This is a genomic window from Paraburkholderia rhynchosiae (assembly GCF_002879865.1).
In the GTDB taxonomy this organism is placed as follows: domain Bacteria; phylum Pseudomonadota; class Gammaproteobacteria; order Burkholderiales; family Burkholderiaceae; genus Paraburkholderia; species Paraburkholderia rhynchosiae.
This window is the reverse complement of the sequence record NZ_PNXY01000011.1, coordinates 57,878-84,588: the sequence shown is the minus strand read 5'-3', so window position 1 is coordinate 84,588 and position 26,711 is coordinate 57,878. Positions and strand designations below refer to the sequence as shown.

Below are 26,711 nucleotides of genomic sequence, written 5' to 3'. Positions count from 1 at the left end.
GCGGGCCGTGCGCACCGCCCGTTGCAGGAAGGTTCACCGCGCGATGCTATAGCCGATTCGCGCCATCCAGTGTTGGCGGTTGTTGTAGTCGAGCAGATCCTCGCCGTAGCCGTTGAAATAGCCGATCCACAGATAGCCGCCCCACGCGCTGCCGAGCACCTTGCGCAGCGGATACGTGAATTGCGTATCGACGCTGCCGTACCAGTGCTTGGTGCCTTTGCGCAGCGTGGTGGCCAGTTGCCAGCCATCCGGGCTCCCGTATTTGACGAGCAGATCCACGTAACCGCGGTAGTCGGCAATGTCACGGTTACTCTTTGTGCCGAAGTAGTAATAGATTTTTGGCGACACCGTCAGATGGTTAGCCGTCAGATCGCCGAATTCCCACGTCGGCCGGATGAACGGCATGTTGATGCTGCGCGAATCCGTTCCTCCCTTGCCATTCGATTCATGCGCGAAGCCGGCGGCAAAACCCATCCGCGTGAAGAATGGACTGCGCCAGCCCGTGTCCGGCACATAGTAGAAGAACTGCGGCGAGTAGGTCGTGTCGCGGAACGGCCGCGAGTCGGCGGACAGATCCCAGATCGACGTCTGCGTGTACGCGAAATACAGGTTGTCGACGAAGGCTCTCGAGCGCAGGTCGTCCGGAATGCGAAGGCGATACTTGAAGCTCAGTTGTAGCCGCGCGTTCGTGTCTCCGTTGTGCCCGACGCCGATATACATCGGGTCGTAGTAGGAGACGTGCGCGAATACGCCACGCCCGGTCGTCGACAGCGAGTCGCCTGGCGGCGAGATCGCGTCGCCCGTGGGGCCGTCGAGCGCAGCCGCGGTTGCCGCGGCTTGCGCGGGCGTGCTGGCCTGGCTTTCGCTGCGTTCGGCCTGCGCGATCGCATCCTGCCCGGGCCCGCGATTGATCACGACGAGCGCCGGCGAAGCATCGAAGCCGACTGGGTCGATACGCATCTCGCCGCGTGCCGACTCCGGCCAGGGTGCCGAAAAGCGCACCTTGCGGAACTGGCCCGGCCGCAGACGCAGCGTGTCGGGCACGCCTGCTTCGCGTGCCAGTTCGAGCGGCTGCGGAGATTGTTCGTCGCCGGTCAGATTCACGCGCAGGGTCGGGGGCACGGTGACGGTGAGGGGCCGGGTGTCGTCCGCGGAATAGAGCAGCGTGATTTGCAGCGGCTCGTTGACTGCCGCAATGCGCGCGGGCTGCAGCATGGCGACCGTGGCAGCCGCCTCGCCGGAAAAAATGCTCATGGTGGCGAAGACGGCAAGAGTCCACGTCAGTCGCTTGCGGCTCGGATAGCCGTGAGCGCGGCGGATCGTCGTGAACAGGAGGCAGGCGGGGCGGTCGAATGAAGCCTTGAAGCGCATGGGCTGTCGTCCAGGAGCGAGGGCTGCGAGCCAAACGGCGCGGCGCGAGTCGAATGACGGCACGTACGGCGCATGGTTTTCGCCGTCGCCGGAGAGCGAGGCTCGAAGGCGGCAAAAGAATGGCCGCCATCAGACGGCAGGCGGCCATCGGAATTCATAGCAGCATCGCGCGGCGGCACGGCAATCAGCGGCGCCGTCAGCATGAAATACTAAAAGATTCTTTACAACTTGACTTCAGCGGCGGCGCGGATTTCGCGTGAAGGCCGCAAGCCAACGCCCTCAATTGCCAAACGCCACCTGCCACAGCAGCGCGCCGTTGAGCATGATGATGAACGCCGCCGACAGCCACGCCAGCACCAGCGGCGCCCCGCGCACGCGCCAGTCGCGCATCAATCGTGCATCCGATGCATAACGGATCAACGGCACCACCGCGAGCGGCAATTGCAGGCTCAGCACCACCTGGCTCGCGACCAGCAGTTGATTCGAGCCTTCCTGACCGAACATCGTGACGGCCACCAGCGCCGGCCCGATCGCCAGTGCGCGCGTGAGCAGCGCACGCTTCCAGCGCGGCAGGTGCAGTTGCAGGAAGCCCTCCATCACCGCCTGGCCGGCCAGCGTGCCCGTGACGGTCGCGCTGAGACCGCAGGCGAGCAGCGCCGCCGCGAACAGAATGCCGGCCCAGTGCGTGCCGAGCAGCGGCGCAATCAGACGATGGGCGTCGGCGAGATCGGTGACATCGCGATGGCCGCTTGCGTGGAACACGGCGGCCGCGACGATCAGCAGCGCCGCATTGATCACGAAGGCGAACAGGAGCGAGCCGAACGTGTCGAGATTGACGACATGCAACGCGGCCCTGATCTGAGCGTCGCTGCTCTCGGGCGCGTGGTGCTTGACGAGCGACGAGTGCAGATAGAGGTTGTGCGGCATCACCGTCGCGCCGACGATCCCCGCGGCCAGCCACACCATGCCCGCGTTGCGCAACAGTTCGACGCTCGGCGCGGTGCCCGCCAGCGCCGCACGCCAGTCGGGCCGCGCGAGCGCCAGTTCGATGACGAAGCACAGTCCGACGAAACCAATCAGCGACGCGATCACCGCTTCGAGCTTGCGGCCGCCTTTCTGCTGGAGCGCGAGCAGCGCGAACGTACACACCGCGGACATCAGCACGCCGACGGTCAGCGACACGCCAAGTAGCAATTGTAACGCGACGGCGCTGCCGACCACCTCCGCGACGTCGCAGGCGATGATCGCGACCTCGCTGGTAAGCCACAGAAAGACAGTGCGGCGCGGGCCGGAACGGTCGCGACAGACTTGCGCGAGGTCACGCCCGGTCACGACGCCGAGCCGCGACGACAGCCATTGCAGCAGCATCGCCATCAGGCTCGACAGCACCACCATGCCGAGCAGCCGGTAGCCATAGCCGGCGCCCGCACCGAGCGCGGTCGCCCAGTTGCCGGGATCGATATAACCCACCGCGATGAGCGCGCCGGCGCCGACGAACGAAAACCAGTGCGCGGGTCCTTTTTCCGGCAGACGTCGACGGCGGTTGGGGCGCAGCGCGAACGGATTCGTGTTCATGGATGCCTGAGGTCGAAGACTGCCTGATTTCGCAAGGCCCGTGCCCGCCGGGCTTGTGCCGCGCCTGACTATGCGTCGCGGCGGGGCGGTGACGAAGTGCGCTGGCGGACAACGCTTGTGGGCCGCGCTGACGGACCGCGCAGAATTCCGCCGAAGCCCGTAAGCGGCCACCGGACCCCGCCGCGTCCCTAGCCCATTGTCAGCTATTGTGCACCGTCGAACGGCATCCCGTTTGTGCGCGGCGTCGGCCCCGACGGCGTTGCGTGAGCCGTTTAAACCGTCGAGGGCAGACACTCTCGGTGCCAACCGGGAGGGTCGTCACAGCGGCAATGCGACAGCGCCGCAGCAGCCGGTTTTTTTTCGGCTAGACACGCGCCGATAACCGGCTAAAATTGCGCCCAATTTTCCGGCGGCGCGGCTTACGCTGTACCGTTTGCGCGACAACGCGGCATTTTTTTTGGCCCGCGCAATAATTGATGGTAGTTTTCGGGTTTTTCAGGGGAGCCGCGAGCACTGCATCGCGGCATGCGTGAGGACGGCCGGCTCGGACCGGTCAGATCGGAGAACGGGATGAAAAGACGGGTAGTTGGGCAAGTGGCTGCGCTGGTCTTGTGCGCGGCGCCGTGGTTGACGGTTGCAGCGAAGGATACGCAGCTCAACGTGTATAACTGGTCCGATTACATCGCCAAGGACACCATTCCGAACTTCACCAAGCAGAGCGGCGTTCAGGTCAAGTACGACAACTACGACAGCGACGACACGCTGCAAGCCAAGCTTCTGACCGGCAATTCCGGTTACGACATCGTTGTGCCGACCAGCAACTACGCCGGCAAGCAGATCGCCGCGGGCATCTTCTCGCCGCTCGATAAATCGAAACTGCCGAACCTCAAATACCTCGATCCGTCGCTGATGGCGCTCGTTGCCGGCGCCGATCCGGGCAACAAGTTCACGGTGCCCTGGGCATACGGTACGACCGGCCTCGGCTACAACGTCACGAAGGCGCAGCAGATCCTCGGCAAGAACGTGCCGCTCGATAACTGGGACGTCCTCTTCAAACCGGAAAACATCTCGAAGCTGAAAGCCTGCGGCGTGTCTGTGCTCGACGCGCCGGATCAGATGTTCGCCGCCGCGCTGCATTACATCGGCAAGGATCCGATGAGCACGAACCCGGCCGACTACCGCGCCGCGCTCGCCATGCTCAAGAAGATCCGTCCGTACATCACGCAGTTCAACTCGTCGGGCTATATCAACGACCTGGTCGGCGGCGACGTGTGCTTCGCGTATGGCTGGTCGGGCGACGTCGTGATCGCGAAGCATCGCGCGGTCGAGGCGAAGAAGCCGTACAAGATCGAGTACTACATCCCGAAGGGCGGCGCGCCCGTGTGGTTCGACGTGATGGCGATTCCGAAGGACGCGAAGAACAAGGAAGCCGCGCTCGAGTGGATCAACTACATCGAAACGCCGCAAGTGCACGCCGCGATCACCAACGCCGTCTACTATCCGAGCGCGAACCTCGAAGCGCGCAAGTACGTCGACAAGGACGTCGCGAACGATCCGGCCGTGTATCCGCCGCCTCACGTCATCAAGACGCTGTTCCTGCTCAAGCCGCTGCCGCCGGAAATCCAGCGGCTGCAAACGCGGCTCTGGACTGAATTCAAGTCCGGCCGCTGACCCGTCGCTAGCGTGAACGGGTAAGCATCATCAAGAAGCCCTCGGTGTTCACCGGGGGCTTTGTTCGTCAAACGCCGGAGTAAAGCATTGTGATGAGTAGTGAGCAGTCGGGGGCGCTGGACCGGGCGGCCGTGCCGTCCGCCGGCGGCAACGCCGCGATGAATGCCGCGATGAACGACGCAACCGACAATTTCGTGCAGATCGTCGACGTCGTGAAAAAGTTCGGCGAGACGGTAGCGGTCAAAGAGGTCAATCTGTCGGTGAAGAAGGGCGAACTGTTCGCACTGCTCGGCAGTTCGGGCTGCGGCAAGTCGACGTTGCTGCGCATGCTGGCCGGGCTGGAGAGCGTGAGCTCGGGCAAGATTCTGATCGACGGCGAAGACCTCGCGCAGTTGCCGCCGTATCGCCGGCCGGTCAACATGATGTTCCAGTCTTATGCGCTCTTTCCGCACATGACGGTCGAGTCGAACGTCGCGTTCGGTCTGAAGCAGGAAGGCGTGCCCAAGGCCGAATTGAAAGAGCGCGTGCAAACCGCGCTCGAACTCGTGCAGATGGGCCGCTTCGCGAAGCGCAAGCCGCATCAGCTTTCAGGCGGTCAGCAGCAACGTGTGGCGCTCGCGCGCTCGCTCGTGAAGCGACCGAAGCTGTTGTTGCTCGACGAACCGATGTCCGCGCTCGACAAGCAGATTCGCCAGCGCACGCAGATCGAGCTCGTCAACATTCTCGACAAGGTCGGCGTGACCTGCATCATGGTCACGCACGATCAGGAAGAAGCGATGACGATGGCGAGCCGCCTTGCGGTGATGAGCGAAGGCGAGATCGTGCAGCTCGGCACGCCGCATGAAGTCTACGAGTATCCGAATAGCCGCTTCTCGGCTGAGTTCATCGGCTCGACCAATCTGTTCGAGGGCCATACCGTCGAGGACGAGCCCGATCATGTCTTCATCGAAACGCCCGATCTCACCTGCCGCCTTTATGTGAGCCATGGCATTACGGGGCCGCTCGGCATGCCGGTGACGATTTCGGTGCGGCCCGAGCGCATCGCGCTCACCCGTAAGCCGCCGGAAGGCGCGTACAACTGGGGCAAGGGCGTCGTCACGAATATCGCATACATGGGCGGCTATTCGCTGTATCACGTGAAGCTCGACGGCGGCAAAACGGTGATCGCCAATGTGACGAGCCTCGCGCTGACCGAGATTGATCCGCCGACTTGGGGCGACGAAGTGTATGTGCGCTGGAGCGCGTCGGCCGGTGTGGTGCTGACGTCATGAAGCGCCAGTTCAACTCGTTCGCCAACTGGCCCGTGCGGCGCTTTAATCTGACTGGCCGCAGCGCGGTGGTGGCCGGTCCGTTCATCTGGCTGCTGCTATTTTTTCTCGTGCCGTTTCTGCTGGTCGTCAAGATCAGCTTTGCCGATTTGCAGCTCGGCATTCCGCCGTACACCGAGTTGATGAGTTTCGCGGACGGCGCGGTCAATCTCAAGCTGGATCTGTCGCATTACGCGTTTCTCGTCACGGACAGCCTCTATTTCGCGACGTACGTGAATTCGGTGGTGGTCGCCGCGATTTCGACGCTGCTGTGCTTGCTGATCGGTTATCCGATGGCGTATTACATCGCGCGTTCAAATCCGGCACGACGCAATCTGCTGATGATGGCGGTGATGCTGCCGTTCTGGACTTCGTTTCTGATTCGCGTGTATGCCTGGATCGGCATTTTAAAGAACAACGGCTTGCTGAATAACTTCCTGATGTCGATCGGTCTGATTCATTCGCCGATCGAGTTGTATCACACGAATACCGCCGTTTATATCGGCATGGTGTATTCGTATTTGCCGTTTCTCGTGATGCCGTTGTACGCGCATCTCGTGAAGATGGACATGACTCTGCTCGAAGCCGCGTACGACCTCGGCGCGAAGCCGTGGAAAGCGTTCTGGCAGATCACGTTGCCGCTTTCGAAGAACGGCATTATCGCCGGTTGTCTGCTCGTATTCATTCCGGCAGTGGGCGAGTACGTGATTCCGGAACTGCTGGGTGGCGCGAATACGCTAATGATTGGCCGCGTGATGTGGAATGAGTTCTTCGATAATGCCGATTGGCCGATGGCTTCCGCCGTGACGTGTGCAATGGTGTTGCTGTTATTGGTGCCGATGGCTTTTTTCCAGCACGCGCAGGCGAAGGCGATGGAGGAAAGACGCTGATGAAGCCGAACCGGATTTTGCAGTTTGTTGCGTTGGGAATCGGCTTTCTGTTTCTGTATGTGCCGATCGTGAGTCTGATCGTATATTCGTTCAACGAATCGCAACTCGTGACGGTATGGACGCGTTTTTCGACGCGTTGGTATGAGGCGCTGCTGCACGACGAGGAGCTGATAGCGGCAGCGTGGTTATCGCTGAGGGTGGCGGTGCTGACGGCGTTTGCGTCGGTGATTATCGGTACATGGGCGGGTTTCGTGCTCGCGCGCATGGGGCGTTTTCGCGGCTTTACGCTTTATACCGGCATGATTAACGCGCCGCTGGTGATTCCAGAGGTGATTCAGGGAATTTCGCTGCTGTTGCTATTCATCGAAATGGCGAAGTGGCTGGGATGGCCGGCGGGGCGCGGCATTTTCACGATCTGGATCGGACACGTGATGCTGTGCATTTCGTATGTGGCGATTATTGTGCAGTCGCGTGTGAAGGAGTTGAATCCTTCGCTGGAGGAAGCAGCACTGGACCTCGGGGCGACGCCGCTTCGAGTGTTTTTCTCTATCACGTTGCCGTTGATTTCGCAGGCGCTTGTGTCGGGATGGTTGTTGTCGTTCACCTTGTCTATCGACGACCTGGTTTTGTCGGCGTTTTTGTCCGGACCCGGGTCGACGACATTGCCGCTGGTGGTTTTCTCGCGGGTGCGGTTGGGGTTGAATCCGGAGATGAATGCGTTGGCGACTTTGTTTATTGCTGTGGTGACCGTCGGGGTTGTGGCGGTTAATTATTTTATGCAGCGGGCGGAAAGGAGGAGGGCGGGAGTGGTGGTTTAGGGTTTTTCTGTTTTCCTTTTTCGGAATCACGAATTCAAGAAAAAGAGAGCCCAAAAAAACCAAAAAAAGCCCAGACCACCCCTAAACCCGATATCCAACCCTAACCCCACCCCAATGCCGACCGCGAACAAAAACCGGCGCCGACGCATCCTTCATCAAAACAAACTCCCCAGCGCCCATATCCCGCCGATATGTCTGCAGCAAAAACTTCTTTATATGCGACCCCGCCGCGAGCCCGGTCCGGTCATTGAAAATGCGCCGGTTCCGACAATTCGCCATGTTCCACACCACGTCGTCGCGTTGCGGCAAAGAAAACTGCAGATTGTGAGTCGGCAGATAACCGCGCACATCGATCGCGGCACAAAACGCCACTCGCGGATCGAGGTCGAGTAACGGCTCCTGAATCGCCGGCAAAACCCGATCTGTGAACGCAGTAAAACGCGTCGTGAACTGCTGCGGATGGGTCCCCGGCACCGGCACATAGTGCTGGTCGAAAAGATCGTCGAGCGAAATCTCACCGCGCGCGACAGCCGCTTCGAATATCTTGCTCACCGCCGCCGCGGCGTTCTGTACGGCGTCGATAAAGCGCGTGTCCGCGGTTTCCACGCCCGCCGCCGCCGTCAATTCGATCAAGGTCTCGGACACGCCGAGCAGATTGCCTAGACGATCCTTCGCATGCACGAAATTTTCGCTCGAATCCTCGACGCCGCTCGCCATTTCCAGCACCTGCGACTCCAGTCCGTCGCACTGCGTTTCGATCTCGCCGGTCAACGCCGCGATCTGCTGCGCCTCGTTGTTCAGATGCGCGATCGCGTCGCCTGTGGCATGAACGACGTCGCCGATCTTGCGCGTGCCCTCGCGCACCCGGTGCGCCCGCGCGGTGTTCATCGAACCCTCGCTGATCAACTGCTCGGTCTGCCGCGTGAGTTGAGCGAGCGTCGTCTCGATCTGCCCTGTCGCCTGCGCGGTCTTCGCCGACAGATTCTTCACCTCGGCCGCCACCACCGCGAAACTCTTGCCCGATTCGCCTGCGCGCGCCGCTTCGATCGCCGCGTTCAGCGCGAGCAGATGCGTCTGCCGCGCGATCAGCGAGATTTCCTCCGAAACGCGGCTGACGTGCGCGAGCGCGCTGCGTAACGCGCCGATCTGGCTTTCGATTACCGTCACGCCCTCGACTAACCCGTGGATGTCGGCGAGCGACGCCTCGAGCGTCTCCTGCGATTCCTGCACGCCGGTCGCCGCTTGCGCCGACACGTCGCGCATTCCGCGGGCGGCCGTGGCGATTCGATGATTGCCCGCGAGCGTCTGCGCCGCGGATTCGCGCAATGCGCGGCACACCTGCGCCTGATGCTGCACGCGCGCGGCGACTTCATCGACGTGTCCCGATACGTCGCAGATTTCAATACCCAGTTTGCCGGCCTGCGCGGCAATGTCGCCGACGACCGTTTGCGAGCGGCCCGGCCGGCGAAAGCTGAAGCGCGACATAGACGTCTCCTTGATGACGCGAACGGCGCTGGCGGTCGGCGCGGTCATCCGGCGTGAACACAGCGTCTTCTCGATGCGTTTACGGCAGGCTTTCGGCCGACTTGATACGGGGTATCCCGCAGTCGTTATGATGTGCGGTTTAGCGCCGTCGCACCCGCAATCGCGACGGCGGCGATTCCATTTCAACGGTAACGATGATCGATTCCTTCGCGCGCGTTTCGGGCTGGCAACAGCTCTATCATCTGTGGGAGCTGACCGTCATGCTCTGCAAGTTTCTCTGGGGCCTGCTGCGTTTTCTGGGAGGCGGCGGCTAGGCCGGCCCAGTGCGACACCGTTCCAAACCGGCGCGTGGCGCGCGCCTTTCCGTCGATTAAAAGCCAGCAGAACTCGTAACACCCGCTGCACCCGTGCGCAGAAACGCGCGCAGATCGGCCATCACGCGCTCGGGCGCTTCTTCCATGGGAACATGCCCAATCCCCGCGTACATTACCGACTTGGCGCCCGGAATGCGCTGGGCGAACTCGGCCGCGTGCGCGGTCGGAATCCAGCGATCCTTCGCGCCCCATAACACGAGCGTCGGCACGGCTAGCGTCGTCAGCACGTGGGTATCGAGTTCAGTAAAGTCGAGCGTCGGCACCATTTTGCCGATCGCCGCGCGGGTGCCCTCGCCGTGGAAGAACTCGACGTAGCGCCGCAACGTTGCGGCGTCGATCTTGCGAGGATCGCCGTACACGTTGCGCACCGCGCTTTTGATGATCGCCTCGGGCAGCCACCAGGGCGAACTCAAGCGCACCAGCGCGCTATTGAAAAGCGCGATGTAAATCGGCAGTTTCATCGGGAAACCTGCGGAGTCGATAAGCACCAACCGCTCGACGGCCTCGCGATGGCGCACCGCGTAGTCCCACGAAATCAGCCCGCCGAGCGAATTGCCGATGAATGTCGCGCGCGTGATGCCGAGCGCCTGCAGGAATGTGTCGATGAAACGCCGGTAAGTCGGCAGGTTCATCGTTTCAATGGCGCCGGTGCTCGAGCGCAGCGGTCCCGTCACGCCGAACGGCGGCAGATCGAGGCGAATTACTCGACGCCCGTGCTTCAGTTCATCCGCGACACGATTCCATGTGTGCAGCGAAGACGCAAAACCATGAATCATCACGATGATGTCGCCGCTGCCTTCGTCGACGTAATGCACGTCCGCGCCCATGATCGTGACGAACTTCGAGCCGCTTTGCGTGTAGCGTCGCCGCAATTCGTCGCGCGGCACACTGGTGATGCCGAGTCGCGCGGCGAGCGAGCGGGGCGGCAGCGCGGTTGCCGATGTGGATGCTAACGATCTCGACGTCCCAGGTTCGATGCTTGCCATGTTTTCCGTCTCCTTTATTATTTGAATCGGACTTGCAACCGGACCTCATCCGCCGCGCGTATCAAGGCACGAAGCGATAATCCCGCGGCCGCACGCGGCGAGTCCGCTTGCGGAAGCTGAACGTGAAGCCGGGCCACAGCACAGTGATCTTGCCGCTTCGCGTCTGATACCAGCTATGGCAGCCGCTTGCCCACACCGAGCGCTGCATGTCCTGTTGCAAGCGCGCGTTGTAGTCGCGCTGCACCTCGGGCCGCAGGTTCATCGTGCGTGCGTTGCGCTGGCGTAGTACACGCAGGCAATCGGCGATGTATTGCACTTGCGACTCGATCATGTAGATCATCGAGTTGTGGCCGAGCGCGGTGTTCGGACCGGCGATCATGAAGAAGTTGGGAAACTCGGCGATGCTCGTGCCGAGATACGCTTCGGGACCGTCACGCAGCCATAGCGCGCCGAGATCGGCGCCGCCGAGACCGGTCACGTCGAGCGGCGCGGCGACGTCGTTGACCTGGAAGCCCGTGCCGCAAATGATCGCATCCACGCGATGATGCGCGCCGTCTTGCGTGACGATGCCGTCCGCGACGATTTCGCGGATGCCCGTCGTGATTACGTTCACGTTCGGTTCAACCAGCGCGCGATAGTAATTGCTCGACAGCAGTACGCGTTTGCAACCGAAGCGGTAATTCGGTGTGAGTCTGGCGCGCAGCGCCGGGTCCTTGACGCGCCGTTCGAGATAGCCGAGGGCGAACTTCATCGGCCGCTTCATCAGTTTGGGATTGACCACGAATCCGATGGCGCGCGATTCGAGTTGCCAGTAGATCGCGCTGCGCACGAAGCGCTGCGTGAACGGCAGATGCTCGAACAGCCAGCGCGCGCGTGGGCCGACCGGTTTGTCGGGCTTTGGCATGACCCATGGCGCCGTGCGCTGGAATAGGTCGAGTTGCGCGACGCGCGACTGGATTTGCGGCAAGAACTGGATCGCGCTTGCCCCGGTGCCGATAACGGCGACGCGTTTGCCATCGAGCGGATAAGTGTGGTCCCAGCGCGCTGAATGAAACAGCTTGCCTTCGAAACGTTCGAGTCCGTCGATTCGCGGCATCGCGGGGCGCGACAGAAGACCGCTCGCGGCGATCACCACGTCCGCTTCAATGTTTTCACGCATGCCGTCGACATCGAGTTCGACGTCCCACACGTGACGAGCTTCATCGAAACGCACGGCCGCCACACGTGCATTGCAACGCACGTGACGGTCCACGCCGTACTTGCGCGCGCAATGCTTCAGGTAGGCGAAGATTTCGGTCTGGCCGCTGAACGCGCGCGACCACCTCGGGTTCGGCTCGAACGAAAACGAATACAGATGGGAGGGCACATCGCATTCGACGCCCGGATAAGTATTGTCGCGCCACGTACCGCCGATATCGGCGGCGGCTTCATAGATCGTGAACGACGTGATGCCCATTTTTTGCAGGCGAACAGCCATGCCGATGCCGGAAAAGCCGCTGCCCACAATGGCAATGCGCGGCGCGGCAGGTCGTGTAGGGGCGTCGGATGAAGCGGGCGTCACGGCGGTCTCCAGCAAGGGGAAGTTCGGGCCGTGCACGCGCTCGCGGCATGCAGCGAATGCGCTAACGGGTAGCTGCTCGAACGTAACGCGCAGGGTAGACAACTGTACACTTTGCGTCAAGATCGTTTAGAGTACACCTATTAAACGCGCGTCCCGCGCGGTGATTCAAAGCCAATCATCAAGGGCATGAAATCCGTTTCCGAAGCGGCGTTGGACGTCCACTGCGACACTGCAGCCGTACACGAATTGCCGGCGGGCAAGCGCAAACTGATCGAAGCCGCTTTGCGTCTGACTGCGGATGGACGGGGTTTCGCGAGCCTCGGTTTGCGTGAACTGGCGCGCGAGGCGGGACTCAATCCGAACACCTTCTACCGTCATTTCGACACGCTCGACGATCTCGCGCGCGAGGCCGTCGAATCGATAAGCCGGCGCTTGCGGCCGATGCTGCGGCGCGAGCGCTGGCTCGCCGCGCAGGACGAGCCGCACAGTGTGCCGCGGCGCGCGTGCATGGCGTTCTTTACGTTTGTACTGGAAAACCGCGAGGCCTTTCTGAGCGCGTTAGCCGAATATCACGGCATGTCGCCGGCGTTGCGCGAAGCCGTGCGTGCGACGCTTCACGCGGTGTCGGCGGAAATGGCGGACGACGTCGTGCAACTCGACCTGATGCCGACACTCACCCGCGATGTCGTCGACGAGGTGTGCACGCAAATCGTGCTGCAACTGTTTCACCTTTCGGCCGACTACATCGATGCGGACTCAGCGCGCCGCGATGCGCTGGTGGCGTATGCGGAGCGCTTCATCGTGAGGCTTTTTGCAGGATCGGTGCTGCTCGCGCAGCACGAAGAGGAGAGGGCGCGCAAATCGAAGTCGAAGCGCGCGTGATTCGTTGAGCGTGTAGGCAAAAAACAGGCTCCATGTGAAGGAGCCTGTTTTCCTATGCATGCCGCGAGCTGGAGCGGGGCGCTCGATCACTCAGCAGCCGATCAGGTATCGGTCCAGCCGCCGGAATCATCGTTGCTGCCCATGTCGATGCCGCCGCCGCTGTTATCGTTCCAGTCGTTCGAGCCTTGGCCGAAATCCAGACCGCCACCATTGTCGCCGTCGTTGCCGCGCCGGCGCGTTTCATCATCGACGATCACATCGCGTTCCACTACGCGTTCACGTCCCGAGTTCAGCGCTTCACCAAGCAATACGCCGGTCAGCAGACCGCCCATGCCGCCGCCGAAACCCCCGCCTTGTTGCACGATGACGGGCGGTTGCTGCTGATACGGACCCTGCTGTTGATAGGGCGGCTGCGACGGATAAGGGCCTTGCGGCGGATTGCCGAAACGCTCGGCTTCGCGCGCATACGGCGACTGCTCGCTCGTCGCCGCTGCCGCACTCGGGTCGGGCCGGCCGTCGGCGCGCGCCCGCAGGCTGGCGATGCGCTGGTCGAGCTCATCGAGCTGATAGGGCGGCACGGGGTTCTTGCTGTTCGACAGCGTTTCGACGAGATTGCGCAACTGCTCTTCCGTCGCTTCGACTTCCTTTTCCAGCGCTTCATGGCCCGACGCGGTCGAGAGCTTCACGTCCAGCTTGAGCGAGCGCACCGTGTTGAGCAGTTCCGTTGCGCGCTTGAGCTGCACGCGACGGTCGTCGTCGGCGCGCGTATCGTCTTGCGTGCGGGCACGGCGCAAGGTCCAGCGCAGCACGAGCGCGATTACGCCGACGAGGATCAGGATGCCGACCCACATGCCGATGCCCGGACCATGGCGCTCAGGCACTTGGGGCGCCGTCGCCGGCTGTTGCTGCACGGCCGGCGCGTTTTGCTGTACGAAAGGATTCGCCGCGCGGCTCGCCGTCTTGCCGCCCTGGTTGCCGGTGCGTTCGGCATCGCGACGGATGCGCGCCTCGGTTTGCGCGAAACGTGTCGGGTCGGTGAAGCGGATTTGCGGGTCGAGCGTCTTCGCCTGCTGGAGTTGGGCGAGCGCATCGCCATAACGGCCTTCGCGGTCTAGCACCTGGCTGTACAGATAATGCGCGCGTGCGTTGTTCGGATGCGCCTGCAGCACTTCGGACAAGCCGGCGTCGGCCTGCTGCCAGTTGCCTTGCGACATCGCGGATTCGATCTGCTGAACCGTGGGCAGGGCAAACGCCGCCGCCGATACGAACATCAGCGAGACGAATGCGCTTGCAATAAGTTTTTTCATTTGCGGACCGGGCGCAATGCGCCCGTCTCCTTCAGTCGATTGCGGCGACCGGCGGCCAGCAATCCGGCGGCCGGCGCTCGGGTGGCCGGCAATCCAGCGGCCGGCGGTACTTTCACACAGCAGCCGGCCGCCATGCACAGCTCACGCAATTACTGGGCCGGCGTGTTGAGCTGCTTCTTCAACGCTTCCAGACGGTCTTCCACCGACGGGCCGCGATTCAGATCGGCGAGCTTGTCGTCGAGCGCCTTGCCGCTTTTGACATCCGCCGAATTCAGACGGGCATCCGAACGCGCATTCGACAGCGCCACCTTGTCTTCGAGCTTCTGAAAATCCTCGGACAGATTCTTGCCGCCGATGCCGCCCAGTGCCGTTGCCGCGACGTCTTTCGCCTCGGCGATTTGCTGCTTGGCCTGCAAAATGTTCGAGCGCGCGTTCAGATCGTTGCGACGGGTGCGCATGTCTTCGATCTGGCTCTTCAGTTGCGCGACAGACGGCTCGAGCGTGGCGAGCTCCTTCGTCAGCGCATCGCGTTCGGCTTCGGCGGTGGCCTGCGCGCCGAGCGCTTCACGCGCGAGTGCCTCGTCGCCCGACTGCAGCGCGCGCTTCGCGCCGTCTTCGTACTTCTTCGCCTTGTCGGCGGCAACATCGCGCTTGCTTTGCTGCGTGGCCACTTGCGCCTGAATCTCGATCAGCGAGTTCTCGGCGCGGCCGATGCTCTCGTCGAGCTCACGCACGATCTGCCGCGAATCGCGCGACGGGTCTTGCACGGAATCCGCTGCGTCGTTCAGGAGACCTTTAAGCGTGCGCGAAATGCTGTCAAAAAGCGACATGAAAACCTCCAAAGAATGGTGTCGGCGCTGAATATTTCCCGCGCAGTCAACTGCTTGCCACTGTCACTTTACGCCGCCGCGCGAGAAGCTGCGCAGCGTTCGCACCGGAGGTCGGGGCGCGCGCGCCGATTGCAATAGCGCGAGCGCAAATAGTCCGGTTCGTTTGCGTATGCATCGCGTAATGCATTGAACGGGTCCGGTAAGCTTCAATGACAAACATGCGCGACGGACTCTTCAGCGGCTCGCGGATATTACACCACGGGCTCTCTTAAAACGGGCTTAAAGGGCCCGATGCGCGAGCCGCTCAGTGTGCGCGCGGCGCGTGTCGCGTGGATGAATGGCCGGGAGCTTTGCCTGAGCGCCGGCGCGAGCCGAGATGGGTACAGCCGCGCGCAACCCGTGGGAGCGGCGTTGCATATTCATTGTGCTTTGCTACCGCTACGCAAAGCGGCCGCCTTCGGCGCCGAGGTCGCCTTGCGGATCGTCGTCATCATGCCTGCTGTCAAGACGCGGACGCTTCAGCACGCTCTTCACATGCATCTGAGTGCTCACCGGAGTGGGCATCTCGCTGTCTCTCGCGGCAGCTCTAGCCGCTGCCATGCGCGCAACCGCTTGGGCGGTTGCCACGGCGTCTTCGTCGACTTCGGAGGTGAGTGCCGCCAGCACATCGGCCGGCAGCAACGGCGCAGGTTCGGTGCGGGAGCGCGCGGGCGGCACGCTATCTGCCTGCGGTGGGGGCGCCGATTGTGTCGATTGTGTAGTTTGCGTCGACTCGTGTTGCGCACTGCGGGCCGCGCTCGCACCCGCGACGGAATGCGCGAGCGAACCCGCCTGACTGTCCGCGCGCGTTTGCAAGGCCCTGGGCAGCGCCTCTCGCGCATGCCTCGTGTCGCGCGCGACGCGCTGCAGCGCCGCGTCGAGTGCATCGGGCGCGCGTGGCGCGTTGAGCCGGTCGACGATGCTCGCCGCTTTCACCCGCTCGCTGGTCGCGTCGAAGCTCAACACGGCGCGCCTCATCAGTTCGCTGACGCTGATGCGCAACTCGTCGGCGGTGGCGGCAATCGCGCGTTTCTGCGCGGGCGTGACGAATACGACGATGCGTTCGCTGGGCTTTGTCATGATCGGCTCGCATACTTGTTGGTGTAGAGCTTCGCGGCGCGCATCGGCGTGCGCCGAATCCATCATATGACGAGTTGCGCCGATGCGGAACGGGCGTGTCGTGAAAATGCCGTGACATCAACGAGTTGTCGCGCTTTCTGTCGGCTTGTCCACAGGCCTTTCAACATTTTCTGTTGATAACTTTAGAAGCGTGCGCAAGCGCCTCGTGCAACTGCCGAATCTACCCACGACTCACCGCCGGGCCTTGTCGCGAAGGGAATTCTTACAAAAAAACTGCGTTGGCCGCCGCTTGATTTCTTTAAAATGCGCTGTTACGTTGCGCCGGACATTGTCCTGGGTGCGCCGTGCGATCTGGCCGGGGGCAGCGGGTCGCGCGGCGGTTTGCGCCTCAGACTACGCTCGATCACGATTCATGCGCGCCTGACGCGCGAGAACAAGGCGTTGAGTTACGCGTCCACTATTCCAGTCATGCCAATCATCAAACGACCGCATTCTTCGCATTCTCCGGCCGGTCAAGACCGGGACTCCTACCACCGCACTCAAGGACGCAACGCCGCCTCGCGCGACGCCGAGACCGGCCGCCGCTCGATCGGCGCGACCATCGCCATCTGGTTCGCCAGCCTCGCTGCGATCGTCGCCGTGGTGGGCGCGCTGATTGTCGGCTATGCGCTTGTCGTGATGGGGCCGCAACTGCCTTCGCTCGATGCGCTGACCGACTATCGTCCGAAAGTGCCGTTGCGCGTCTATACGGCCGACCACGTGCTGATCGGCGAATTCGGCGAGGAACGGCGCAGTCTCGTGCGCTTCCAGGATATTCCCGACCAGATGAAGAAAGCGGTGCTCGCGATCGAAGACTATCGCTTCTACGAGCACGGCGGCGTCGATTTCCTCGGCATTCTGCGTGCTGGCTTTGCGGACATCGCGCATGGCGGCGCATCGCAGGGCGCGAGCACGATCACGATGCAGGTCGCGCGCAACTTCTTCCTGTCCAGCGAAAAAACTTACACGCGCAAGATCTACGAAATGATGCTCGCTTACAAGATCGAGCGCGCATTGACGAAGGATCAGATTCTCGAGCTGTATATGAACCAGATCTATCTGGGAGAGCGCGCTTATGGCTTCGCTGCCGCGGCGCGCGTGTACTTCGGCAAGGATCTGAAAGACATTACGCTGGCCCAGGCCGCGATGCTCGCGGGCTTGCCGAAAGCGCCGTCCGCTTACAACCCGGTGGTGAATCCGAAGCGCGCGAAGATCCGTCAGGAATACATTCTGAGGCGCATGCTGGAGCTGCGGTACATCAGCCAGGAGCAGTACGACCAGGCCGTGAAGGAAGAGATTCGCACGCGTAATCCGGGCAACGAATATAGCGTGCACGCGGAGTACATTGCCGAAATGGTTCGCCAGATGATGTACGCGCAGTACAAGGACGAGACCTATACGCGCGGCCTGAACGTCACCACGACGATTGATTCGGCGGACCAGGACGCCGCTTACCGCGCGGTGCGCAAGGGCGTGATGGACTATGAGCGGCGCCACGGTTATCGCGGGCCGGAAGGTTTCGTGCAACTGCCCGCGCCGGGCGACGACCGCGATCAGACTATCGACGACGCGCTCACCGATCATCCGGACAACGGCGAGATCATCGCCGCGGTCGTCACAGACGCGAGTCCGAAGCAGGTGAAGGCGCAACTGGTCGACGGCACGCAGGTGACGATCGGCGGCGAGGGCTTGCGCTTTGCAGCCAGTGCATTGAGCGCGCGCGGCGCAGCCGCGACGAAGATCAAGCCGGGTTCGATCGTGCGCCTGATGAGCGACGACAAAGGCAACTGGCAGATCACGCAGCTTCCGCAAGTGGAAGGTGCGCTCGTGTCGCTCACGCCGCAGGACGGCGCAATTCGCTCACTGGTCGGCGGCTTCGACTTCAACAAGAACAAGTTCAATCACATCACGCAGGCATGGCGTCAGCCGGGTTCGAGCTTCAAGCCGTTCATCTATTCGGCGGCGCTCGACAAGGGGCTCGGGCCGGCCACCATAATCAACGACGCGCCGCTGTACTTCCCGTCGAGTACGCCCGGCGGCGACGCGTGGGAGCCGAAGGACGACGACCAGCCCGATGGTCCGATGCCGATGCGTCTCGCGTTGCAGAAGTCGAAGAACCTGGTGTCCATCCGCATTCTGTCGTTCATCGGCACGAAGTACGCGCAGGATTTCGTCACGCAGCGCTTTGGTTTCGACGCCGATAAGACCCCGCCGTATCTGCCCATGGCGCTCGGCGCGGGGCTCGTCACACCGTTGCAATCGGCGGGCGCGTATTCGGTATTTGCCAACGGCGGCTATCGCATCAACCCGTATCTGATCAGCGAAGTGACGAATGCGCGCGGCGAGCCGCTGTCGAAAGCGCAGCCGCTCACCGCTGGCCGCGATGCGCCGCGCACGCTTGAGCCGCGCAACGCATACATCATGAACAGCCTGCTGCATTCGGTGGCGACGGCCGGTACGGGCGCGGGCACCAACGCGCTGCATCGCTCGGACTTGCAGGGCAAGACGGGTACCACCAACGACGCGAAGGACGGCTGGTTCGCCGGCTATCAGCAATCGCTCGTGGCGGTCGCATGGATGGGTTACGACCAGCCGAAGAGCCTCGGCAGCCGCGAATTCGGCGCGCAGCTCGCGTTACCGATCTGGGTCGAGTACATGCAGCGCGCGCTGCGCGGCGTGCCGCAAAGCGAACCGGCGCAGCCCGACGGCGTGACCTCGGTCGACGGCGAACTTTTCTATACGGACATGACGCCGGGCAATGGCTTTGTAGCGAGCGTCGGTCTCGATTCCGCCAACCCGACGGCGGGCGTGAGCGATGCGCTCGGCGGCGTGGGGCCCGCGGGCATGACGCCGCCAGCGGTGCCGCCGCCGAGCGTGTCGTCGAATGAGAAGAAGCAAATCATGGATTTGTTCGAGTCGAACAAGCCTTGATTGAGCAATCTGGTTCGAGGCCGGCAGGCCGGGCGCCCAGGGGACGCCAAAGCGCGGCGCGGCGCCGCTTTGGCCGCGGTCCGCGGCCGGCCGTCCTACAGATTCCGGGTCGGGCATCCGCAGTGTGTTTTAATCACGCCTGCGATGCTTGATCGGGGCCCTTCGGGACGTCGGATTCTTTACTGTTTCCATCTCAGGCATCACTGCGTCTTGCGGCGAGCAAGGCGTCACTATTCATAAAGGCGCAGTCCGAGACCCGCTCGGAAGTGCGCACATGCCACGTCGGGTGTTGGCGGCTGTGAAGCCGCAACGCTCCGCGTGTTCGCCATTCAGTATTCACCGGGTCCCCGCATTGAAAAGTCGAATTCTCATCTTCCTGATGACGGGTCTACTGCGCGCCTTCGCTTTTTTGCCGTATGGCCTCGTTGCGCGGATCGGCACAGGCATCGGCGCGTTGCTGTACCGGATTCCGAGCGCACGCCGGCGTGTGGTGCACACCAACCTCAAATTATGTTTTCCGGACATGAGCGAGGAAGCGCGCGAACGACTGGCGCGCGCGCATTTCTGCCATGTGATCCGCAGTTACGTGGAGCGCGGGCCGCAATGGTTCGGCAATGCGCAGGCGCTGGCACGGCTCGTCGAAGTGGAGAGCGCAATCGATCTCGCCGACGTTCAGGCGCAACCGACCATCTTCGTCGGCTTTCACTTTGTCGGTATCGAGGCGGGCTGCATGATGTATTCGACGCGGCATCCGGTCGCGTCGCTTTACACGCCGATGTCGAACCTGCTGCTCGACGCGATGGCCAAGCGTCAGCGTGGCCGCTTCGGCACTGAGATGATTCCACGCAGCGACAGCGTGCGGCGCGCGTTGCGCGCGTTGCGCGACGGCACACCGGTGATGCTGGCGGCCGACATGGACTTCGGCCTGCGAGATTCGGTGTTCGTACCGTTTTTCGGTGTGCCGGCTTGCACGCTCACTTCCGTCTCGCGAATGGCGCGCGCGGCCAATGCGCGGGTCGTGCCGTTTGTGACCGAGGTTCTGCCGGGCTATCGCGGCTATAAACTGAGCATTTTCGAGCCGCTGGCCAATTTTCCGTCGGACGATGTCACGGTGGACGCGCGACGGATCACCGAATTTCTCGAGACGCAGGTGCGACGGATTCCTGATCAATATTATTGGGTGCACAAGCGCTTCAAGAACCGGCCCGAAGGGGAGGCGGGGGTTTATTGACGCATATCGCGTCCGCCGCCGTGCTGCGGTAGCAGGTGCAGCGGCGGCAAATGCATCGCGTGAAGAATTGTTCTTGCGCTCAAGGACTTGGCGGTTGTGTCCTGATGTTATCAACAAGGCTGTCAACACAAACTGTGGATAAGCCGCCGCCGAACATGCATCTGATGCTGTCTCGCGCGCTACAGCGTGCACTTGCATCCACTGGCGCCGCGTCTGATAAACCGAGCCGCTTCAAGCACTTGAACGCGTGGTCCCGAGGTTATCAACAAGGCTGTCAACAAAAACTGGGGATAACGTCGATGCCGGCCGTGCGACGTATCGGCTGTAAAACGCCAACTATCTCCGCATCCTGCTTCATTCAGCACCGCTCGTGATAACTCCAGCCCGCTCAACGGGTTAGCCCGCTTGTCAGAAAGTTTTCAACAGCCTCTTCAACATCAACTGGGGATAAGTGCGGGCGTCAATTCGGATTACCTGGTTTGACTTCAGATGCCCGCGAACTTGCCCGAGATTCCCCCGCCTCAACCGGCGGATTCCCCATCGCCTGAAACAGCGCCGCCGTATCGGTCAGACGCGCGCTCATGTAGCGAATCTCATCGAGCTGCGCATTGCGCCATTGCTGTTCGCTCGTGCGCGTCGACGAGACAGGCACGGCCCCGAGCCGGTAGCGCCCCGAGCTTTCATCGAAAATACCCTGCGCCGCGCGCGCGGCCGTATTCGCCGCGTCCAGCGCCTGCGCATCGTGCCCGATCGCGGCAAGCGTGTCCGCGACGTTCTGGAACGCGGCCAGCACGGTTTGCTTGTATTGCGAAACCGCTGCGTCGTAGGTGTCCATGGCCGCCCGGCGCTGCGCCACCAGCGCGCCGCCGTGAAACAGCGGCTGCGACAGTGATGCGCCGATGCTCCAGATGGCGCCCGCGCCGGAGAGCGCGGCCGGCCAGCTAAAGCCGCCTTGTCCCATCGACGCACTCAGCGAAAGGCTCGGGTACATCTGCGCGGTCGCGACGCCAACCTCGGCTGCCGCGGCTTTCAACGCGGCGTCGGCGGCCTGGATGTCGGGCCGCGCGCGCAGCAGTTCGCTCGGCACGACGACGGGCACCTGCTCGGGCAGATGCAAACGCGCGAGTTCGAGATCGTCCGGCGCGGCATCTGGCGTGCGGCCGAGCAGCACGGCCAGCGCATGACGCGTCGTCAGCCATTGCTGCCGGAGCCCCGGCAGACTCGCCGACAAGCTCGCCGCGCTTTGTTGCGCGCTCAACTGATCGGCGTGCGAGACGGCGCCGAGCACGTAGCGCCGTTGCGTGTCGCGCGCCTGATCGTTGGCGAGCGTCACGAGCCTTTCGGTCGTGTCGATCTGCGCGCGCAACGCCGCGCTCGTGATCGCCGCGCTTACGATGTTGGCGGCGAGCGCGCGGCGCGCGGCGTCCAGCTGATATGCCTGCACGTTCACGCGCGCGGCCAGCGCGGTGTCGGCGAGACGCGCGGCACCGAACAGGTCGATCGTGTAGTGCGCCTGCAACTGGCCGACAAAGATGTTGTAGAGAAAGGTGTTGGAGCCGAACTCCGGAATCGCGAGCGCGCGATTGCGCGTCGCCTGGCCGCCCGCGTCGATGGTCGGCAGCAGCGAACTGCCGATCTGGGCGCGCAGTTGCTCGCGCGCCGCGGCGAGACTCTTCTCGGTGGCGGCGAGCGTCGGACTATTGCGTAGACCTTCGTCGACGAGCGCATTGAGCGCCTCCGATCGATACAGCTTCCACCATTCGGGCACCGGTTTTGCGCCGACCACGAACTGCTGCCTAACGCCTTGCGCAGGCACCGTTTCTGCGGGTTGCGCACCGGCGCCGTAATGGACAGGCTGCGGCATCGCCGGCGGCTCGCCGTTCGGTCCGAACGAACAGGCGGCAAGCGCGAACGCCGAACCGGCGAGCGCCGCGCTCAACGACAGCCGTGACGTCGACAGAACGCCGAAGCATTGGAACAGGCGGGAATGTGCGAAGTGGGTCATGCTCAATTTCCCGTGTGCGTCGCGCCGGACGCGGACGGCGTTTGCGGCTCGCGTTCATCGTTGCGCACCCTGAACGACATGGCATAGAGCGCCGGCAGATAGAACAAGGTGAGAACGGTCGCGCTCGTGATGCCGCCCATTAGCGCGGTCGCCATCGGCCCGAAAAAATTTGAGCGCAACAGCGGAATCAGCGCGAGGACGGCGGCCGCGGCGGTCAGCGTGATCGGCCGGAAACGCCGCACGGTGGCGCCGACAATCGCGTCGAAACGCTTTTGCCCGGCGGCAATGTCCTGCTCGATCTGATCGACCAGAATCACCGAGTTGCGCATGATGATGCCAAACATCGCAATCACGCCGAGCATTGCGACGAAGCCGAACGGCTGGCCAAACAGCAGCAGCGTAAAGACGACGCCGATCAGCCCGAGCGGTGCGGTGAGCACTACCATCAGCACGCGCGCGAAACTCTGCAACTGAATCATCAGGAGTGTCAACACGGCGATGACCATGATCGGCATCTGCGCATTGATCGACGTCTGGCCCTTGCCGCTTTCCTCGACCGAACCGCCGATCTGGATCCGGTAACCGACGGGCAGGGTGGCGCGGATCTGGCTCAGCGCCTTGTCGACAGCATGCGTGACGTCGATGCCTTGCGCGCCCGGCGCAACGTCCGACTGCACGGTGATGGTCGGCTGGCGATCGCGTTCCCAGATCACGCCGTATTCGAGATCGTTGCGCAGATGGCCGAGCGTGCCGAGCGGCACCGCGCCGTTCGGCGTGGGTATGGCCAGCGTGATGAGTTTCGCCGGGTCCACGCGCTCCGCTTTCGGCGCGCGCAAATCGACGCTGATCAGCTTGTCGCGCTCGCGATACTGGGTGACCGTATAGCCGGAGAGCGTCATCGCGAGGAAGCCGGAAATGTCGTCGGAGCTCACGCCCAGTTCGCGAGCTTTCTTCTGGTCGACTTCGAAGCGCACCGAACGCTCGGCGGGTTCGTCCCAATCGAATTGCACGTTGCGCGTGCCGCGGTCCGCGCGCAGCGTCGCGGCGACGCGTTCGGCAATCGAGCGCACGGTCGCGATGTCGTCGCCGCTCACGCGGAACTGCACCGGATAACCGACCGGCGGCCCGTTTTCGAGGCGCGACAGGCGCGTGCGGATCGCGGGGAAGTTGTTGCGCAACTCGGGTTCGAGCCACTGCGCGAGTTTCTCGCGGTCTTTCACGGACTTCGCGGTGATCACGAATTGCGCAAAATTCGGCTGCGTCAATTGTTGATCGAGCGGCAGATAGAAACGCGGCGCACCCGTGCCGACGAAATCCACCGTCTGATCGATTTCGGGCCGGCCCACGAGCGCTTTTTCGAGCCGCTGTGCTTCGCGCAACGTGGCGTCGAACGACGCGCCCTCGGGCAGCCGCACGTCCACCAGTAGCTCCGGCCGGTCGGAACTCGGGAAGAACTGTTGCGGCACGAGCGTGAAACCCGCCATTGCGACCACAAACAGCACGACCGTGATCGCCAGCACGACAAAGCGCCGCTCGATACACCAACCGATCCAGCCACGCAGACGCGTGTAGAAGCGCGTGTCGTAAATGTCGTGCTCGTGGTCGTCGGCCTCGTGCGCCTGGCGCTTGCGCTCGGGCAGCAGATGATAGCCGAGCAGCGGAATCAGCACGACGGCCGCAAGCCACGACGCAATCAACGCGATCGCCGAGACTTCGAAGATCGAGCGCGTGTATTCGCCCGTGCTCGACTTGGCCAACGCAATCGGCAGGAAACCGGAGACCGTGACGAGCGTGCCCGTCAGCATCGGAAACGCCGTACTGGTGTATGCAAACGCCGCGGCACGCGTGCGGCTCCAGCCTTGTTCGAGCTTCACCGCCATCATTTCGACGGCGATGATCGCGTCGTCGACCAGCAAGCCGAGTGCGAGCACCAGCGTGCCGAGCGATACCTTGTGCAGTCCGATGTCGAACAGGTACATGCACAGCGCGGTGACGGCGAGAACTACGGGGATCGAGATCACGACCACCATGCCGGTGCGCACGCCGAGCGAGACGAGGCTCACCACCAGGACAATAGCGACGGCTTCGGCCACGGCTTCGAGGAAGTCGTCGACGGACTGCTCGACCGCATGCGGCATGCTCGACACTGCGGTGAGTTGCAAGCCCGCCGGCAGAGCCTTGCGCAAGCGGACGGTTTCCGCGTCGAGCGCCTTGCCGAGACGGATGACGTCGCCGCCTGGCTGCATCGTCACGCCGATGCCGAGCACCGCCTTGCCGCCCCTGCGCATTTGCGTGACGACAGGATCGTCATAGCCGCGCTTGATGGTGGCGATGTCGCCGAGACGGAACGACCGGCCGTTGATGCGGATCAGCGTGTCGGCCAGCGCGGCGACGTCCTTGAACTGGCCCGTCGGACGCACGAACACGCGGTCGTCCGTGGTGGTCAGTGTGCCGGCTTGCGATACCGCGTTCTGCGAGTTGATCGCCTGGCCGAGCTGCTGCGGCGAGATGCCGAGTCGCGTGAGTTGCGTGTTGGTGATCTCGATATAGATGTGCTGATCCGGATCGCCGAAATAATCTACCTTGGCAACGCCGGGCACGCGCAGCAGCACGGTGCGCAACTGGTCCGCATAGTCGTGCAGTTGCGCGGGCGAAAAGCCGTCGCCTTCGAGCGTGTAGATGTTGGTGTAGACGTCGCCGAATTCGTCGTTGAAGAACGGGCCTTGAACGCCTTGCGGCAAGGTCGCCGCGATATCGCCGACTTTCTTGCGCACCTGATACCAGGTTTCGGGCACGTCCTTGACCGGCGCGGAGTCCTTCATCGAGAAGAACATTAGCGACTCGCCGGGGCGCGAGTAGCTGCGCACGAAATCGATAGCGGGCGTCTCCTGCAATTTGCGGCCGATGCGGTCCGTAACCTGTTCCTGCACCTGCCGCGCGGTGGCGCCCGGCCAGAACGTGCGGATCACCATCACGCGGAACGTGAACGGTGGATCTTCGGATTGCGCGAGCCGTGTGTACGCCAGGATGCCGAACGCGGTGGAGAGCGCGATCAGGAAGACGACCAGCGCCTGATGGCGCAACGCCCACGCGGACAGGTTGAAGCGTCCCTCTTCGGGCGTGGTGCTCATGAAGCGAAGTCCTCGGGATGCAGTGGCGCAATCGCGCGGACCTTTTCGCCGGCGCTCACGGTGTGCACGCCTTGCAGCATGACGCGTTCGCCGTCCTTCAGGCCTTGGCTGATGACGATCGTGCGTTCGTTGTAGCGCGTCACGGTAACGCGGCGCAGTTCCAGCGTGCCGACGCCCGAGGCCTTCTCCGCCGCACCCACGACCCACACGGCGGGCTGCGTGCCGTCGTGGAACAGCGCGGTGGCAGCCAGCACGAAGAAGCCGTGCTGACCTTCGGCGCCGCCCGCCGACGACGGCGACGATGAGGGCGACGATGAGGGCGACGACAGCGCGACGTCCGCGGTCATGCCGAGGCGCACGTCGGGGCCGGGATTGTCGAGCGTGAGTTTCGCGCGATAGGTGCGGCTTTGCGGGTCGGCGGCGGGCGACAGTTCGCGCACGCGCGCGGTGAACTTGCGGCCCGGCAGCGCGCCGAGCGTGACGTTCGCCGTCTGTCCTACCGAAAGCCCGGCGAGCGCGCTTTCCGGCACGTCGCACACTACATCGACCTCGCCGCTCCACGCGAGGCTGTAGACGGCCTGGCCTGCCGACACGTTCTGGCCCGTGTCGGCCTGCTCGGCGGTAATCACCCCGGCGTGGTCGGCTACGAGCGTGGTGTATTGCAACTGATCTTTCGACAACGCCGCCTGCTGGGCGGCCTGATCGCGTTGCGCAGCGGCGGAGGCATACGCATTGGTGGTCTGCTCCAACTGCGCGGGCGCGATCAGATTCTCTTTGGCCTGCGCCTGATCGCGGTCGAGCTGCTGTTTCGCGTACGTGTAGCTGTGCTGTGCGGCGGCTAGCTGGGCCTGCGCGCTGGCCGCGTTCTTCTGCGCGTCAGCGGGGTCGAGCCGGGCCACGATTTGCCCATTCTTCACCACGTCGCCAAGACGCACGCGCCGTTCGACGATCTTGCCACCGACGCGGAATGACAGCGGCGTCGAATAGCGCGCCTGCACTTCAGCGGGCAGTGACGTGACCGGCGCCGTGTTGCCGTCCGCATGGACCGCGACGGCCACGACCGGACGCGGCTCGGGCGCCGTGACCTCCTTCTTCGAACACGCATTCAACGCGAAGACGCCCGCGAGAGCGAGCGCGAAGGCGGCGCCGCGCAGATGCCCGGGCCGTGCAAGGCGATGGAACGGCTGGTGCATCGTTG

At 63.1% G+C, this 26,711-nt stretch carries 19 protein-coding genes; 8 read left to right on the top strand and 11 right to left on the bottom strand.

The annotated features are described in order from the left end of the window. Window positions 1-33: 33 nt before the first annotated feature. Window positions 34-1,371: a phospholipase A gene (locus C0Z16_RS17100; RefSeq protein ID WP_102633308.1), complete on the bottom strand. Its 1,338-nt coding sequence runs from the start codon at window positions 1,369-1,371 to the stop codon at window positions 34-36. A 119-nt stretch (window positions 1,372-1,490) separates the two neighbouring features. On the opposite strand from C0Z16_RS17100, the gene C0Z16_RS37765 reads away from it, so the two are divergent. Continuing rightward, entirely contained in the window at window positions 1,491-1,631 is a 141-nt protein-coding gene (locus C0Z16_RS37765) for a hypothetical protein (protein WP_158244494.1), read from the top strand. A gap of 19 nt (window positions 1,632-1,650) precedes the next feature. Here C0Z16_RS37765 and C0Z16_RS17095 read toward each other — a convergent pair whose 3' ends face one another. Further along, complete coding sequence (locus tag C0Z16_RS17095; RefSeq protein ID WP_102633307.1) at window positions 1,651-2,946, bottom strand: Nramp family divalent metal transporter; 1,296 nt, start codon at window positions 2,944-2,946, stop codon at window positions 1,651-1,653. Between the two features lie 570 nt (window positions 2,947-3,516). On the opposite strand from C0Z16_RS17095, the gene C0Z16_RS17090 reads away from it, so the two are divergent. From C0Z16_RS17090 to C0Z16_RS17075, 4 genes are all read left to right on the top strand, one after another. Beyond that, window positions 3,517-4,617, top strand: coding sequence for a polyamine ABC transporter substrate-binding protein (locus C0Z16_RS17090; protein WP_102633306.1), 1,101 nt, complete (start codon window positions 3,517-3,519; stop codon window positions 4,615-4,617). A gap of 158 nt (window positions 4,618-4,775) precedes the next feature. After that, window positions 4,776-5,888, top strand: coding sequence for an ABC transporter ATP-binding protein (locus C0Z16_RS17085; protein ID WP_102633422.1), 1,113 nt, complete (start codon window positions 4,776-4,778; stop codon window positions 5,886-5,888). Then, complete coding sequence (locus C0Z16_RS17080; protein WP_102633305.1) at window positions 5,885-6,814, top strand: ABC transporter permease subunit; 930 nt, start codon at window positions 5,885-5,887, stop codon at window positions 6,812-6,814. Before C0Z16_RS17085 ends, C0Z16_RS17080 begins: the two co-directional genes overlap by 4 nt. After that, a complete protein-coding gene (locus C0Z16_RS17075) occupies window positions 6,814-7,632 on the top strand; it encodes an ABC transporter permease subunit (protein WP_102633304.1) in 819 nt (272 codons plus the stop codon). The genes C0Z16_RS17080 and C0Z16_RS17075 overlap by 1 nt, the downstream gene beginning before the upstream one ends. An 81-nt stretch (window positions 7,633-7,713) precedes the next feature. Here the strand turns inward: C0Z16_RS17075 and C0Z16_RS17070 are convergent, their stop codons facing one another. From C0Z16_RS17070 to C0Z16_RS17060, 3 genes are all read right to left on the bottom strand, one after another. Next, window positions 7,714-9,117, bottom strand: coding sequence for a methyl-accepting chemotaxis protein (locus tag C0Z16_RS17070; RefSeq protein WP_102633421.1), 1,404 nt, complete (start codon window positions 9,115-9,117; stop codon window positions 7,714-7,716). A gap of 370 nt (window positions 9,118-9,487) precedes the next feature. After that, the gene (locus C0Z16_RS17065; protein ID WP_102633303.1) at window positions 9,488-10,477 is read right to left on the bottom strand and encodes an alpha/beta fold hydrolase; all 990 of its coding nucleotides are present in this window, start codon (window positions 10,475-10,477) and stop codon (window positions 9,488-9,490) included. Between the two features lie 61 nt (window positions 10,478-10,538). Next, window positions 10,539-12,038, bottom strand: coding sequence for a flavin-containing monooxygenase (locus C0Z16_RS17060; RefSeq protein WP_102633302.1), 1,500 nt, complete (start codon window positions 12,036-12,038; stop codon window positions 10,539-10,541). A 186-nt stretch (window positions 12,039-12,224) separates the two neighbouring features. On the opposite strand from C0Z16_RS17060, the gene C0Z16_RS17055 reads away from it, so the two are divergent. Then, window positions 12,225-12,920: a TetR family transcriptional regulator gene (locus C0Z16_RS17055; RefSeq protein ID WP_102633301.1), complete on the top strand. Its 696-nt coding sequence runs from the start codon at window positions 12,225-12,227 to the stop codon at window positions 12,918-12,920. 101 nt (window positions 12,921-13,021) lie between these two features. On the opposite strand, the gene C0Z16_RS17050 is transcribed toward C0Z16_RS17055, so the two are convergent. From C0Z16_RS17050 to C0Z16_RS17040, 3 genes are all read right to left on the bottom strand, one after another. Continuing rightward, window positions 13,022-14,227: a tetratricopeptide repeat protein gene (locus C0Z16_RS17050; RefSeq protein ID WP_102633420.1), complete on the bottom strand. Its 1,206-nt coding sequence runs from the start codon at window positions 14,225-14,227 to the stop codon at window positions 13,022-13,024. 149 nt (window positions 14,228-14,376) lie between these two features. Continuing rightward, window positions 14,377-15,057, bottom strand: coding sequence for a PspA/IM30 family protein (locus tag C0Z16_RS17045; protein ID WP_102633300.1), 681 nt, complete (start codon window positions 15,055-15,057; stop codon window positions 14,377-14,379). Window positions 15,058-15,495: 438 nt separating this feature from the next. Continuing rightward, window positions 15,496-16,176 carry a hypothetical protein gene (locus C0Z16_RS17040; RefSeq protein ID WP_102633419.1) on the bottom strand — a complete coding sequence of 227 codons (681 nt, stop codon included), beginning with the start codon at window positions 16,174-16,176 and terminating at the stop codon, window positions 15,496-15,498. A 468-nt stretch (window positions 16,177-16,644) separates the two neighbouring features. Between C0Z16_RS17040 and C0Z16_RS17035 the strand changes: the two genes are divergently transcribed. Beyond that, window positions 16,645-19,146: a penicillin-binding protein 1A gene (locus C0Z16_RS17035; RefSeq protein WP_102633418.1), complete on the top strand. Its 2,502-nt coding sequence runs from the start codon at window positions 16,645-16,647 to the stop codon at window positions 19,144-19,146. A 352-nt stretch (window positions 19,147-19,498) separates the two neighbouring features. Beyond that, window positions 19,499-20,377, top strand: coding sequence for a lipid A biosynthesis lauroyl acyltransferase (locus C0Z16_RS17030; protein ID WP_102633417.1), 879 nt, complete (start codon window positions 19,499-19,501; stop codon window positions 20,375-20,377). Between the two features lie 460 nt (window positions 20,378-20,837). Here C0Z16_RS17030 and C0Z16_RS17025 read toward each other — a convergent pair whose 3' ends face one another. The 3 genes from C0Z16_RS17025 to C0Z16_RS17015 are packed head-to-tail and all read right to left on the bottom strand — an operon-like array spanning window position 20,838 to window position 26,706. Beyond that, entirely contained in the window at window positions 20,838-22,382 is a 1,545-nt protein-coding gene (locus C0Z16_RS17025; protein WP_102633299.1) for an efflux transporter outer membrane subunit, read from the bottom strand. Between the two features lie 2 nt (window positions 22,383-22,384). Next, the gene (locus C0Z16_RS17020) at window positions 22,385-25,513 is read right to left on the bottom strand and encodes an efflux RND transporter permease subunit (RefSeq protein WP_102633298.1); all 3,129 of its coding nucleotides are present in this window, start codon (window positions 25,511-25,513) and stop codon (window positions 22,385-22,387) included. Then, on the bottom strand, window positions 25,510-26,706 hold the full coding sequence (locus tag C0Z16_RS17015) for an efflux RND transporter periplasmic adaptor subunit (RefSeq protein WP_102633297.1): 1,197 nt from the start codon (window positions 26,704-26,706) through the stop codon (window positions 25,510-25,512). Before C0Z16_RS17015 ends, C0Z16_RS17020 begins: the two co-directional genes overlap by 4 nt. Window positions 26,707-26,711: the final 5 nt, after the last annotated feature.